Source organism: Coriobacteriia bacterium, assembly GCA_041658765.1.
Lineage (GTDB): Bacteria > Actinomycetota > Coriobacteriia > Anaerosomatales > JBAZZO01 > JBAZZO01.
The window spans coordinates 13,798-26,739 of record JBAZZO010000017.1; the positions used below are offsets into that span (position 1 = coordinate 13,798).

General features: G+C 69.1%; 12 protein-coding genes. All 12 read left to right on the forward strand.

What is annotated here, in order from left to right; all coding sequences use genetic code 11:
* The first annotated feature begins 4 nt into the window (after nt 1-4).
* The 12 genes from WC971_09600 to WC971_09655 all read left to right on the forward strand — a co-directional run bounded on the left by WC971_09600 (nt 5) and on the right by WC971_09655 (nt 12,940).
* Nucleotides 5-1,123 carry an NADH-quinone oxidoreductase subunit D gene (locus WC971_09600; GenBank protein MFA5845067.1) on the forward strand — a complete coding sequence of 373 codons (1,119 nt, stop codon included), beginning with the start codon at nt 5-7 and terminating at the stop codon, nt 1,121-1,123.
* Nucleotides 1,120-2,070: an NADH-quinone oxidoreductase subunit NuoH gene (gene nuoH / locus WC971_09605; protein ID MFA5845068.1), complete on the forward strand. Its 951-nt coding sequence runs from the start codon at nt 1,120-1,122 to the stop codon at nt 2,068-2,070. Before WC971_09600 ends, nuoH begins: the two co-directional genes overlap by 4 nt.
* Nucleotides 2,061-4,100: an FAD-dependent oxidoreductase gene (locus tag WC971_09610; GenBank protein ID MFA5845069.1), complete on the forward strand. Its 2,040-nt coding sequence runs from the start codon at nt 2,061-2,063 to the stop codon at nt 4,098-4,100. Before nuoH ends, WC971_09610 begins: the two co-directional genes overlap by 10 nt.
* The gene (locus WC971_09615; GenBank protein ID MFA5845070.1) at nt 4,097-4,579 is read left to right on the forward strand and encodes an NADH-quinone oxidoreductase subunit J; all 483 of its coding nucleotides are present in this window, start codon (nt 4,097-4,099) and stop codon (nt 4,577-4,579) included. The genes WC971_09610 and WC971_09615 overlap by 4 nt, the downstream gene beginning before the upstream one ends.
* Nucleotides 4,576-4,869 (forward strand): NADH-quinone oxidoreductase subunit NuoK, encoded by a 294-nt coding sequence (nuoK, locus tag WC971_09620; protein ID MFA5845071.1) that lies wholly within the window; start codon nt 4,576-4,578, stop codon nt 4,867-4,869. The genes WC971_09615 and nuoK overlap by 4 nt, the downstream gene beginning before the upstream one ends.
* Nucleotides 4,866-6,674 (forward strand): NADH-quinone oxidoreductase subunit L, encoded by a 1,809-nt coding sequence (nuoL, locus tag WC971_09625; GenBank protein ID MFA5845072.1) that lies wholly within the window; start codon nt 4,866-4,868, stop codon nt 6,672-6,674. The genes nuoK and nuoL overlap by 4 nt, the downstream gene beginning before the upstream one ends.
* Nucleotides 6,659-8,092 (forward strand): NADH-quinone oxidoreductase subunit M, encoded by a 1,434-nt coding sequence (locus WC971_09630; protein MFA5845073.1) that lies wholly within the window; start codon nt 6,659-6,661, stop codon nt 8,090-8,092. The genes nuoL and WC971_09630 overlap by 16 nt, the downstream gene beginning before the upstream one ends.
* A gap of 2 nt (nt 8,093-8,094) precedes the next feature.
* Nucleotides 8,095-9,525 carry a proton-conducting transporter membrane subunit gene (locus tag WC971_09635; GenBank protein ID MFA5845074.1) on the forward strand — a complete coding sequence of 477 codons (1,431 nt, stop codon included), beginning with the start codon at nt 8,095-8,097 and terminating at the stop codon, nt 9,523-9,525.
* Nucleotides 9,526-9,729: 204 nt separating this feature from the next.
* Nucleotides 9,730-9,996: a hypothetical protein gene (locus WC971_09640; protein MFA5845075.1), complete on the forward strand. Its 267-nt coding sequence runs from the start codon at nt 9,730-9,732 to the stop codon at nt 9,994-9,996.
* Nucleotides 9,997-10,079: 83 nt separating this feature from the next.
* A complete protein-coding gene (locus WC971_09645) occupies nt 10,080-10,364 on the forward strand; it encodes a hypothetical protein (GenBank protein ID MFA5845076.1) in 285 nt (94 codons plus the stop codon).
* Nucleotides 10,365-10,407: 43 nt separating this feature from the next.
* Nucleotides 10,408-11,637: a phosphopentomutase gene (locus WC971_09650; GenBank protein MFA5845077.1), complete on the forward strand. Its 1,230-nt coding sequence runs from the start codon at nt 10,408-10,410 to the stop codon at nt 11,635-11,637.
* A 1-nt stretch (nt 11,638) separates the two neighbouring features.
* The gene (locus tag WC971_09655; GenBank protein MFA5845078.1) at nt 11,639-12,940 is read left to right on the forward strand and encodes a thymidine phosphorylase; all 1,302 of its coding nucleotides are present in this window, start codon (nt 11,639-11,641) and stop codon (nt 12,938-12,940) included.
* Nucleotides 12,941-12,942: the final 2 nt, after the last annotated feature.

Consider the following 12,942-nt stretch of genomic DNA (forward strand, 5'->3'; position numbering starts at 1 on the left):
ACTCTTGACCATCGCGATCGAATCGACGAACGGCGACGAACTGGTGGTCAACGTCGGGCCGTCCCATCCCTCCACGCACGGTGTATGCCGCGTGATCGTGCGCCTCGACGGCGAGGTGGTGACGCACGCGGAGCCGGTGATCGGGTATCTGCACCGTGGTATCGAGAAGATCGCCGAGAACCGGACGTACCTGCAGGTCGTCCCCCTCACGGACCGTCTCGACTACGTCGGCTCGATGTACGCGAACTGGGCGTACTGCCGCGCGGTCGAGCGGCTCGCCGGCATCCGCGTCCCGGAGCGGGCCGAGTATCTCCGCGTGATCGTGTGCGAGCTGCAGCGCATCGCGAGCCACATGATGTCGATCGGCTCGTCCGGGGCGGACACGGGCGCGTTCACCATGTTCTTGTACACGTTCGATCAGCGCGAGCGGATCGTCGAGCTCTTCGAGGAGTTGTGCGGAGCTCGTCTGACGTACAACTACGTGAGGCCCGGCGGCGTCTCGTTCGACCTGCCCGAGGGATGGGCCGAGCGCTGCGCCGCTCTCTGCGAACGCATGCCCGCGGCCTTCGCGGAGTTGGACCGGCTCTTCTTCGGGAACGCCATCGCGCGAGGGCGCCTCAAGGGTGTGGGAGTCCTATCGGCGGAGGATGCGATAGCGTGGGGAGCGTCTGGTCCGGTCGCGCGCGGTTCCGGAGTCGTGTGGGACCTGCGCAAGCACGATCCGTACTCCGTCTACCCGCGGTTCGATTTCGACATACCGGTGGGGGAGAACGGCGACGCCTACGACAGGGCGCGCGTGCGGCTCTTCGAGTGCGCGGAATCGTGCCGGATCGTCACCCAGGCGTTGCGGCAGCTCGAGCCCGGGCCCGTGCGCGCCGAGGGGCTTCCGCGACTCCTTCGTCCGCGGCCCGGAGACGCCTACGACCACATCGAATCGGCGCGCGGCAGCCTTGGGGTCTACCTCGTCTCGGACGGTTCTCCGCGACCCTATCGGATGAAGGTCCGCTCGCCGGCGTTCTGCAACCTCGCGCTCCTGCCGAAGCTCGCGGTCGGTCATACGCTGTCCGATCTCGTCGTCGTGCTCGGCAGCCTCGATCCCGTCTTCGGCGAGGTGGACCGATGAGCGGGCTGGCGCGAGGCGCGATCATGGGGCTCGCGGCGGGGATCGCGATAGCGCTCGCGGCTCTCTTCGGCGTCTGGTGGGAGCGCAAGGTGTCCGCGCGTATCCAGATGCGGTTCGGACCTCAGGAGGCCGGCCCCGCGGGGCTCCTGCAGACGCTCGCGGACACCTTGAAGCTGGTGCTGAAGGAGGACGTCACCCCGGCAGCGGCAGACGTGATGCTCTTCCGGATGGCCCCGCTGCTCGCGTTCGCGCCCGTCGCGATGTCGCTCGCAGTGATCCCGCTGGCCACCGGGTGGGCGCCGCTCGACAGCAGCGTCGGCCTCGTGTTCTTCCTTGCGGTGCCCGCGCTGTCCGTCTTCGGGATGCTCTTCGGCGGATGGGCGTCGCGCAACACGTACGCCACGATCGGCGCGCTGCGCGCCGCCGCTCAGATGATCAGCTACGAGGTGCCCAGGGCGCTGTCAGTGGCGTCGCTCGCCGTCCTGGCGGGGTCGTTGCGCCCGACGGTCGTCGTCGCCCGCTGGACGTGGTGGTGGCTCCCGCTCACCATCGTCGGCTTCGTGGTGTACCTCATCTCGTCAGTCGCCGAACTCAACCGCGGTCCTTTCGACATCCCGGAGGCGGAGTCGGAGCTTGTGGCGGGGTACTTCGCGGACTACACGGGCATCCGCTGGGCCATCTTCATGATGACCGAGTACGGCGGCATGCTCGCGGCTTCCCTGTTCGGCGCCGCTGTCTTCCTTGGCGGATACCGTGGCCTCCCCGGGATAGCCGGAGTCCTCCTGATGCTCGTGAAGGCCGTCGTCATCGTCACCGCGATGATGTGGGCGAAGTGGACCCTGCCTCGCATGCGTTCCGACCAGCTGATGTCCTTCGCCTGGACCGTGCTGACTCCCGTTGCGATCGTGCAGCTGGTCGTAGTGGGGCTGGTGGTCGCGTGGCTGTGAACCACAACGGGAACGGCAAGTACGTGCGCGTCGTCAGCGATGCGTACTCGCCTGGGCTGCGCGGCTGGTTCGAGGCCGCTTCGTCGATCTTCACGGGCCTCGGCATCACCGCGCGCCACGCGTCTCGGCCGCCGGTCACAGTGCGCTATCCCCTCGAGCGCGTGAAGCTCTCCGCCAGGTGGAGGGGAGCCTTGCGGCTGCGAGGCACGCTGGGTCGCGACGAGATCCCGTTGCTGAGCGAGACGCCGCCGGCGTACAACGCCATGATCGAGGGTCTCCATCGAGCGGACCGGCTTCCTCCGTGCGTCGGTACCTGCCCCGCCAACGTCGACGCGCGCGGTCAGGGATTCCACGTCGCCGACGATCGCGCGGTCGACGCCTACGAGCTCGTTCGGGAGCGGAACATCCTGCCGGGAGTCCTCGGGCGGATATGTCACCATCCCTGCGAGAGCGCTTGTCGCCGTGGGTACTACGACGAGCCGCTCGCCATCCGGCCGCTTCACCGCTTCGTGTCCGAGGAGTTCGCGAAGGTACGCGACGAGCGCATCGTACCGCTGCCGCGCACGCGGGAGCAGACGGTCGGGATCGTGGGATCGGGCCCGTCGGGTCTTGCCGCAGCGTTCGACCTGATGCGTCTGGGATACGGTGTCGTCGTCTACGAGAAAGAGGAGAAGCCGGGCGGAGCTCTCTATTCCGGCGTGCCCTCCTACCGCCTTCCGCGGGAGGTCCTCTTCGACGAGATCGAGGACCTGGTGGGGATGGGGATGGACCTGCGGCTCGGTGTCGAGGTGGGCAGGGACGTCCAGATGAACGCTCTCATGCGCGAGCACGCCGCGGTCTTGGTGGCTGTCGGTCTCCAGACGAGCAGGATACTGCCTCTTCCAGGGGCCGAGGCCAAGGGCGTCGTCGGCGCGCTGCCGTTCCTTCGGGCCGCGAACTGGAAGGGCGACGCGGGAGTCAAGGGCAAGCGCGTCGTGGTCGTCGGCGGCGGCAACGTCGCGGTCGATGTCGCGCGCTGTGCCTTGCGCGTGGGCGCGGCCGAGGTGCGCCTGTCGTGTCTCGAGTCCGAGAGCGAGATGCCCTGCCACCCTTGGGAGATCGAGGAGGCCCTCGACGAAGGCGTCATCGGGATGTGCTCCCTCGGGCCGGAGGCCGTGCTCGAAGAACACGGTAAGGTCGTGGGGATGCGTCTGCGGGAGTGCGTCTCCGTGTTCGACGAGATGGGCCGGTTCGCTCCAGCATTCGGAGAGGAACGAACGGACATCCCATGCGACGTGGTGGTCTTCTCGATCGGGCAGGCCGCCGAGGTTCAGACGATGATCGCCGGGACCGAGCTGATGCTCAACGGACGCGGACAACTCGAGGTCGACGGGACTCTGTTCACGACATCGGTCGAGAACGTCTTCGCGTGCGGCGAGGTCGTGACCGGCCCGGGCAGCGCGATAGGGTCGATCGCGACCGGTCACGAGGCAGCCGAGTCGGTCCATCGCTATCTGGCGGGGCAAGACCTGGCTCAGGGGCGGGTCGCGAGACCGGTGCCGATCGATCCGAAGTACGAACGGGCTTCGCTGGAAGGCGTCGAGCCCGCGCGACGGCGTCTGGAGATGCCGCTTGCGCGGCCCGAGGAGCGGCGGACGGACTTCAGGCCGGTCGAGCTAGGATTCACGCGACTCGAGGCTTACAGGGAGGCCGCTCGCTGCCTGCGATGCCAGTCGGAGGTCTGCGTGGGGTGCGGGTTCTGTGCGAGGACGTGTCCCGACTACGCCATCCAGGTCGAGCGAGTCGACGATCCCGGACAGAGAGTGCTGACGCGCTACGATCTCGACCTGACGAAGTGCTGCTTCTGCGGTCTTTGCGCCGAGCAGTGTCCCACGGATGCGCTCACGCATACCGGGCAGTACGAGTTGACGTTCTTCCATCGCGACCTGATGGTCCTGGATCGGCGTGAGATGTTGCGCGACCCGTCCGGTACGAGGGCCACCGGCCGCGATGCCGGACCTTCCGAAGAACGCAAGGAGGCGAGCCCGTGAGCCTCGTCGCGTTCGCAGTCCCCGCAGCGCTCGCGCTCATCGGCGCCGTCGCGACCGTCTTCGCTCGCGATGTGATGCGGATGGCGCTCGGACTCGGGGCGTTCCTCCTGGGAGTGGCCGGTCTATACCTGTGGGAGGGAATGTCCTTCCTCGCCGCGGCGCAGGTCTTCGTGTACGTGGGAGGCGTTCTCGTCCTCGTGCTCTTCGCGCTCGACGTGGTTCGTCGCGACCCTTCCGGGAGACCGGGCACCGGGTCGCGTCACGACCTCACCGCCGCGGTCGCTGCGGTGGGCACGTTCCTGCTGCTCGCGAACGGCTTGCGCGACGTGCCGGTGGGCGCGCCCGTCGGCTCCGGCGCCGATCGCGTCGCCACCGCGCTCCTCGGCCCGTTCGTGTGGCAGTTCGAGGCCGTCGGCCTGCTTCTCCTCGTGGCGCTCGCCGCGGTGGTCGCTGTCATGGCGAGAGGAGCACGCAGATGAGCGTGATCGTGCTCTGCGCAGCGCTCTTCTCGATCGGACTCTACGGGGTGTTGACACGGCGCGAGGTCGTGGCCGTGCTCGCGTGCGCAGAGGTGATGCTGGGGGCGGCGACCGTGCAGGCGATGGCGTTCGCCGCCGGGCGGCCGGATGCCGCCCAGGGCCAGGCCCTCGGCGTGGTGCTCGTCGCCCTCGCCGCCGCGGAGGCCGCGGTCGGGCTCGCGGTCGTCGTGGCCGTCGCAAGGTCGAGCGGGAGGTCCCGCGTCGAGGACCTGACGGAGGTGCGCGGATGAGCGCTCTCGCTTCGGCACCGTGGCTGGTGATCGTCGTCCCTCTGTTCGCGGGCGTGTTCATCGCCGTCTTCGGGCGAAACTTCCGCGGCGCGGCCTGGGCCGCCGTACTGGCGCCCCTGTCGGCGCTTGCGTGCGGCGTCTCCGCGTTGGCGTCTCCGGGGGCCTCGGGGTCCGTTGCGTGGCTCGCCGCGGGCGGGCGAGTCCTCGAGGTGGGCTACTCCGTGGACGCGCTGTCGGCGATCATGCTCGTCGTGGTCGGGACGGTCGGTCTCGCGGTCGTCGTCTTCTCCACGGCGTACATGGCGGGCGACCGGGGTTGGACGCGCTACTTCGCCCTACTGTGCGTCTTCACGGCCTCGATGGCGGGGCTCGTCATCGCGGACGGCCTCCTGGGACTCTTCATCGGCTGGGAGCTCGTAGGGGCGTGCTCGTATCTGCTGATCGGCTTCTGGTTCGAACGCCCTTCCGCGGCCTCGGCCGCGATGAAGGCGTTCCTCGTGACCAGGGTCGGCGACGCCGCGATGCTCGTCGGTCTCGCCCTGCTCTGGCGGGAGACCGGGTCGCTTTCGTTCGCGACCGTCCTGCACGCGGTGCCCGCCATGCCGACGGCGACGGTCACGGCGGTCGCGCTTCTGCTCTTCGCGGGAGCGGCCGGCAAGTCCGCTCAGTTCCCTCTGCATATCTGGCTCCCGGAGGCGATGGAGGGCCCGACTCCGGTCAGTGCCCTCATCCACGCTGCGACGATGGTGGCCGCCGGCGTCTTCCTCGTCGCGAGGGTGTGGCCCGTGTTCGCCGCGGCCCCGGTAGCGCGCGAGGTCATGCTCGCTATCGGCGTGGTGACCGCGCTGGGGGCGGCGAGCGTCGCGATCACCCAGACCGACCTGAAGCGCGTCCTTGCGTACTCGACGATCAGCCAACTGGGGATAATGTTCGCCGGACTCGGCGCCGGCGCGTGGCGAGCCGCGTTCTTCCACCTTGTCACGCATGCCGCGTTCAAGGCCCTTCTCTTCCTGGGGGCGGGGAGCGTCATCCACGCGACGGGGTCCCAGGAGCTCTCCGAACTCGGTGGGCTGTGGCGGCGAATGCCCGTGACGGCGGCGACGTGGTGCGTGGGAGCGGCCGCGCTCGCCGGCCTGCCGCCTCTGTCCGGCTTCTGGTCGAAGGACGGCGTTCTCGACGCCGTATGGCGCGTCTCCCCGGTGTGGGGCTCCGCGCTCATCCTCGTCTCGATGCTCACGGCGTGGTATGTGACGCGTGCCACCGTGCTGGCTTTCGGAGGCGAACGACGCTCCGGATCGGCCGCACATGAGGGCGGCCTCGCGACGACGGTCCCGCTCGTGGTGCTGGCGTGTCTGGCCGCGGGTCTCGGAGCCGTGCGCCGGCCGCTGGCGGAAGCCCTCGGGGGAGAGGCGGAACCGGCGGCCATCGCGCTCATGGTCGGCGTGACGCTCGTCGCCGCTCTCGCGGCGTTCGCGGCGTGGAGGACGTATCGCAGTGGTCCCGAGGCCGACGGTCGTGTCTCCTCGCGCCTGGGACCCATCTGGCGGTGGGCGGGCGAGGCGTACGGGGTCGACACGGTCCTGAGCGGCTTCGCCCGCGTGACGGTGCCGGCGGTGGCTAGAGCGCTGCATGACTCCGTCGACCGCCGCGTGATAGACGGTGCGGTCGAAGGGACAGCCAAGGGGGCACGCCGGGCCGGCGGCTTGGTGTCCGCGCTCCAGAGCGGCGACGCACAGTGGTACGCGGCACTCATGGCAGCGGGCGTCATCGTCATGCTCGCGCTCGGAACGTGGGTGAGCCGATGAGCCCGCAGACGCTCCTGTCCACGCTCATAGCCTGGCCTGTGCTCGGGGCCGTCGTGACTTGGGTGTTCGGTCGCGCCTCGCACGACACGGCGCGGCGCGTGGCGCTGGTCGCGGCGTTGGGCCAGGTCCTGCTCTCGGCGGGCGTGACGTTCGCGTACGTGACGACCGGCCTCACCGGGAAGGGGATCCCGGGTTCGTTCTGGTTCCTGGTCGCGGACGGCCTATCGCTGCCTTTCGTGTGCCTCACCGCAGTGCTCGGCGTCGTCGCCGTCTGCGCGTCGTGGAACGTCGAGGAGTCGCCCGGGGCGCATCTGGGTCTCCTGCTCCTGCTCGTTGCGATGGTGACCGGCGTCTTCCTCGCCGGTGACCTGGTGCTCTTCTACGTATTCTGGGAGGCGGTCCTCGTCCCCATGTACTTCCTCATCGGGGTCTGGGGCCACGAGAACCGGAAGCACGCGGCCGCGAAGTTCTTCGTGTACACGTTCGCGGGAAGCGCGTTCATGCTCCTGGGGATCTTGTTCGCCGTATACGCGACCCGTCAGGTGCGCATCGATCTCGCTCTCGCTGTGGGTCTGCGTCCGGCGCTGGAGCCCGTGGTGTTCTGGCTGCTCGCGATCGGGATGCTGGTGAAGATACCCGTCGTCCCGTTCCACACCTGGCTTCCGGATGCGCACACGGAGGCGCCGACCGCGGGGTCCGTGCTACTTGCGGGCGTCCTGTTGAAGATGGGCGGATACGGGTTGCTGAGGCTGGCGGTCCCCATCGCGCCTCACGCCGCCGCCCAAGCCGGGCCGGTGTTGATGGGGCTCGGGATCGCGGGCATCGTCTACGGGTCGCTCATGGCGCTCGCACAAAGTGACCTCAAGCGTCTCGTCGCATACTCGTCGGTGGCGCACATGGGCTTCGTGACCCTGGCCATCGGCGTCGGGACGCCGCTGGCGCGCGCCGCGGCGGTGCTCGGGATGGTGAGCCACGGTCTCGTCTCGGCGCTGCTGTTCCTGCTGGTAGGCACACTCGGTGAGGCGGCTGGGACACGGGATGTGGACTCGTTCGGCGGCGTCGCCACGCGTGCTCCGCGGATGGGCGCTGCTCTGACACTCGCGTTCCTGGCGAGCGCGGGCCTGCCGGCTCTCTCCGGCTTCCCGGGCGAAGCGCTCGCCGTGCTTGAGACGTTCGGCCGAGCGGGCTGGTGGGCGGCGTTCGCCGCACTCGGCGTGGTGCTGTCGGCCGCCTACGGCACGTGGACCTTGCGCCGCGTGGCGTTCGGCCCGAGCGGAACCGCTGCGGTCGAGGATCTCGGCGGCGGCATCGCCGTCTCGGCGGCACTTCTGTGCGTGGGGATCGTGGCGCTCGGAGTGTGGCCGCAGGTGCTCGTCGGACTCGTGGAACCGGTCCTGGCGACCTTGGGGGGGCGGTGAGTGTGGGCAGCACGATGCCGATCCTGATCGCCACGGCCCCGTTCACCGGCGCGCTCCTCGCGTTCCTTCTCGCCCTTGCCATAGACGGGGCGGGTCACGAGCGAACGGCTGCCCTGGTCGGGGCTGCGGTCCTGGCTGTCGCCGGCGTACTCGGGATCGTCGGCGCGTTCTCTACTGTGACGGTGGTGGCGCGGGTGGTCCTTGCCGGCGGCCCGTTCTCGGGATTGGCAGGGGCGATAGCGATCATCGCAGCCATCGCGCTGGCAGGTCTCGGCGCGACACCCGATGCCGAGGCGCGGGGGATCGCCGCCCTCGTCCCGGCGGTCATCGCGGGATCGGCCCTCGCTCTGTCCTCGGTGGACCTGCTGCTGACTCTCGCTGGGCTGGAGATCGCGGCGCTGGCGGGATATGCGCTCGTCGTGTCGCGGGGCGACCGCGGATCCGGCGAGGCCGCGCTGAAATACGTCGTCCAGGGAGCCGTGGCTAGCGGCCTTGCGGTCTACGGCCTGGCCGCCGCGGTCGGCCTGGCCGGCCCTTCGACCGGATACGGCACGATCGCTGAGGCATTGAGCCGGACGACGCTCCTCGCCGCCGCGGCCACCTCGGGCGTGCTGGTGTTGGCGACCCTCGCGTTCAAGGCGGGCGCCGTGCCGTTCCATTCGTGGGCGCCCGACGCCTACGAAGCCGCGCCGGCGCCTGCGGCCGCGGTCCTGGCGACGGGCCCGAAGATCGCGGCGTTGACCGCTCTCGTGGTGCTCTTCAGCCGCACCGGGTTCTCCGGGGTCGCGTCCGGCCGCCTTGCGGTGGTGATCGCGGTCCTCTGCGTCGCTTCCATCGTCGTGGGCAACCTCGGCGCATTGCGTCAGCGGTCCTACGCGAGGATGCTCGCGTACTCGGGGATCGCGCAGGTCGGATACGCTTTGGTCGGTCCGGCTGCCGGCCCTGCCGCGGCGGGCAACGCCACCGTCTTCGCGGTCACCTACGCTCTCGCCACCGCCGGGGCCTTCCTGGCGGACTCCGCCGTGCGGGAGCGCGACGCGGGGTGGGACGGCTCGATCGCCGGGCTGGCCGGTCTCGGACGGCGCCGACCGATCCTAGCGGCGGCTATCGCCGTATGCATGTTCTCTCTGATCGGGATGCCCCCGCTGGCGGGGTTCTGGGGAAAGCTCGCGGTGTTCGGCGGGGCCGTCAGCGCCGGCGCTTGGTGGCTCGCGCTCGTCGGCCTTATCGGCTCGGTGGTCTCATTCGGCTACTACGGGGCGGTCTTGCGGGCCATGTACCTGGAGGGTCGCGACGCGTTGGTCGGCGAGTCGGGCGGGCTCTCGACGGCGAGCGCGGGAGTGATCGTGCTCGCGGTCGCGGTCGCGGCGGTCGGGGCGCTCCCGCTAGTGTCTGGCTTGAACCTTCTATACAGGATCTTCGGTCTCGGGTGATCGCGGGCCGAACGATTGCATGAGAGAATTTTCACAAAGATGCTTGAACTGCACTTTGGGTGGGGATACTATGCACATAGAGAGTTGCGAAAGCAACCCCCTTACCCCTGAGCCTCAAGGTGCCGGCCTTGGGGCTCCCCCTTTTCTCGGGGCCGGAACGGATGGCGGGTAAAGTCACTCGCCCGTCCTTCCGATACAGAGCGCATGATCATCTCTGACGAACAAGTGCGACTCGCACTCGAGTATCTCCAGTCGCCACGCGTCGCGAGCCCTGGGGATCCAGGGCGCGCCGCGGACTCCGGTGTGACGCCGGAGTTGGTCGAGCGGGTCAAGTCGGCTCTCGAATCGATGCCCGAGACGCGCGGGGACCGGGTCGCGGAAGCCCGTGCCGTCCTCGAGTCGAGCGGGTTCGCTTCGCATGATGTGGCTGTGAAGATGATCGGGCGGATAATCTCCGACTCCATCCGCTGAGATCCGCGCTCTCCACGACGCTTCGCCCCTTCTGGTAGCATCGGCTCCACCGCGCGCATGTCTGCGCTCGCGAAGGAGGCACCTTGCCTGGGCGTTTCGTGAGAACCCTGCTCACCGTGGCCACGGATATCGCCGTCCTGTGCGCCGTTCTCCTCACGGCGCGTCTTGTCGTCGACTTCTTCGGGGCGATGGCAGCGGGTCCGCTCGGCTCTCTCGTCGTCCGGCTGTCGGACCCCATCGTCCTTCCGATCGGTCTGGCCGCGAGAAAGACGCCCTACGGAGGTATCTTCAACATGGACGTCACGGCGACCGTCCTGTTCCTCTTGGCTATTCAGCCGGTACTGTCGCGAGTCCGGCGCGACGTGTGATCGCGACGTTCCAGGTGGCCGATCGCGTCTGGGGGTGTGCGGAGTGGACTACACGCGCGAGCGGATCGGTGAGGTGGGATCGTCACGCGCGCCCAGAGCCGTCGTGCTCGTGCTCGACAGCGTAGGCTGCGGAGCCCTTCCGGACGCCGCCGCCTATGGAGACGAAGGGTCGAACACGCTGGGGAACACGGCGCGCGCGGTCGGAGGTCTCCGAATGCCGAACCTCGGCGGGATGGGACTGGGGAACGTCACGGATATCTCCGGCGTACCTCCGAACCTCGCGCCGACCGCCTCGTTCGGACGCAACGCCGAGGCGAGCGCCGGCAAGGACACGACGACGGGACACTGGGAGATGATGGGCGTCGTGCTGCGGCGCCCGTTCCCGACGTATCCCGACGGGTTCCCGCCCGGGATGATGGAAGCGTTCGAGCGCGAGACCGGTCTCGGTTGGCTCGGCAATCGCCCCGCGAGCGGCACCGCGATCATCCAGGAGCTGGGGGACGCGCATGTGGCGACGGGGAAGCCGATCGTCTACACGAGCGCCGACAGCGTCTTCCAGATCGCGGCGCACGAAGGGGTCATCCCGGTCGAGGGACTCTACCGGGTCTGCGACATCTCGCGGCGCAAGGTCTGCGTGGGAGAGCACGCCCTCGGACGTGTCATAGCGCGACCCTTCGTCGGCCCCGACGAGACGGGGGAGTACGTGCGCACACATCGGCGTCGCGATTTCGCCATCGAGCCCTTCGAGCCGACGGTGCTCGACCGTCTCTTCGACGCGGGCGTGATGACGTACGGCGTGGGGAAGATAGGGGAGATCTTCGCGTGGCGCGGCGTGTGCGAATCGCCGCACGTCACCGACAACATGGACGGGTTCGACCGTCTGCTCTCGCGTGTGAGCGGCCCCGATCCCGGATTCGTCTTCGCCAACCTCGTCGACTTCGACATGGTCTGGGGCCATCGCAACGACGTGGAGGGCTACGCCCGCGGTCTCGAGGCTGTGGACGCCAGGATGCCGGAGCTTCTCGACGCCATGGTCGACGGGGACCTGCTCGTTGTGACGGCGGACCACGGTTGCGATCCGACGACGGCGTCGACAGATCACAGCAGGGAGCACACGCCGCTCATAGCGAAGGTCAAGGGCGTCGACCGGGGCGTCGATCTCGGTACACGCGCCACTTTCGCGGACATCGGTGAGACGGTCCTCGACTTCTACGGCCTCGCCGGCGCTTGCGGGCGAGGGACGTCCTTCCTGGATGCGGTCTCGGGAGCCTAGGATGCTCACCTTCGAGGAACTCATCGAGGTCAAGCGCGACGGCCGCAAGCACGCGGTCGAGGAGATAGAGCGTCTCGTGCACGGGTTCGTCGGCGGCGAGATGCCCGACTACCAGATGGCTGCCTGGCTCATGGCCGCGTACCTGCGCGGTCTCGACGCCGACGAGACCGTATGGCTGACGGACGCCATGGCGAGGTCGGGAAGGACGATCGACCTCGGGTCGGTCCCGGGCACGCCGGTCGACAAGCACTCCACCGGCGGCGTCGGCGATAAGACGACGATCGTACTGGCGCCGCTCGTTGCCGCGTGCGGCGTTCCCGTCGCGAAGATGAGCGGCAGGGGTCTCGGGCACACGGGCGGGACCCTGGACAAGCTCGAGTCGATCCCGGGATTCTCGGTGGTCCTCGAGCCCGACGCGTTCGCGCGGCAGGTCGCGGAGGTGGGATGCGCCGTGATCGCGCAGCTCGACGACGTGGACCCGGCGGACAAGATGCTCTACGCATTGCGCGACGTGACTGCGACGGTGCCTTCCGTACCGCTCATCGTGGGTTCGATCATCTCGAAGAAGGTCGCGGGAGGCGCTCGCGCCATCCTGCTCGACGTCAAGGTCGGCTCGGGCGCCTTCATGAAGACGGAGGAGGACGGTCGCACGCTCGCGCGCGAGCTCAAGCGCGTCGGCGAAGCGCTCGGAAGGCGCGTCCGCTGCGTGCTCTCCGACATGGACCAGCCCCTCGGGATGTGCGTGGGGAACGCTCTCGAGGTACGCGAGGCCATCGCGACGCTTCGGGGTGAAGGCCCTGCGGACCTCACGACGCTGTGCGTCGAGCTCGCGGCGCGCATGGTCGCGATGGCCGGCGGCGCGCGGGATGTGGACGCGGGACGCGTGCTGGCCGCCAAGGCGCTGGGTGACGGAGACGCCCTGGAGCGGTTCGAGCGCTGGGTCGGGGCGCAGGGAGGCGACCCTGGGGTCGCCGACGACACGAGCCTGCTGCCGCTTTCGCCGCTGGAGCGCATGGTGGTCGCGCCGTCCGGGGGATCCGTCTCCGGATTCGATGCGGAAGGCGTGGGCCGCGCCGCTCTCGCGCTCGGCGCCGGCCGGACCGTGAAGGACGGACCCATCGACCGCGGAGCGGGGATCCGGCTGCATGCGAAGACGGGTGACGAGATCGCGGCGGGTGACGCTCTAGCCACGGTGTATGCGTCGTCGGAAGCGGCGATCGAGGACGGTGTCGGCCGTTTCCTCTCGGCGGTGCAGATATCTGAGGCCCTCACGCCCCGCGGGCCCCTCTTCCAGGACGTGTGAAC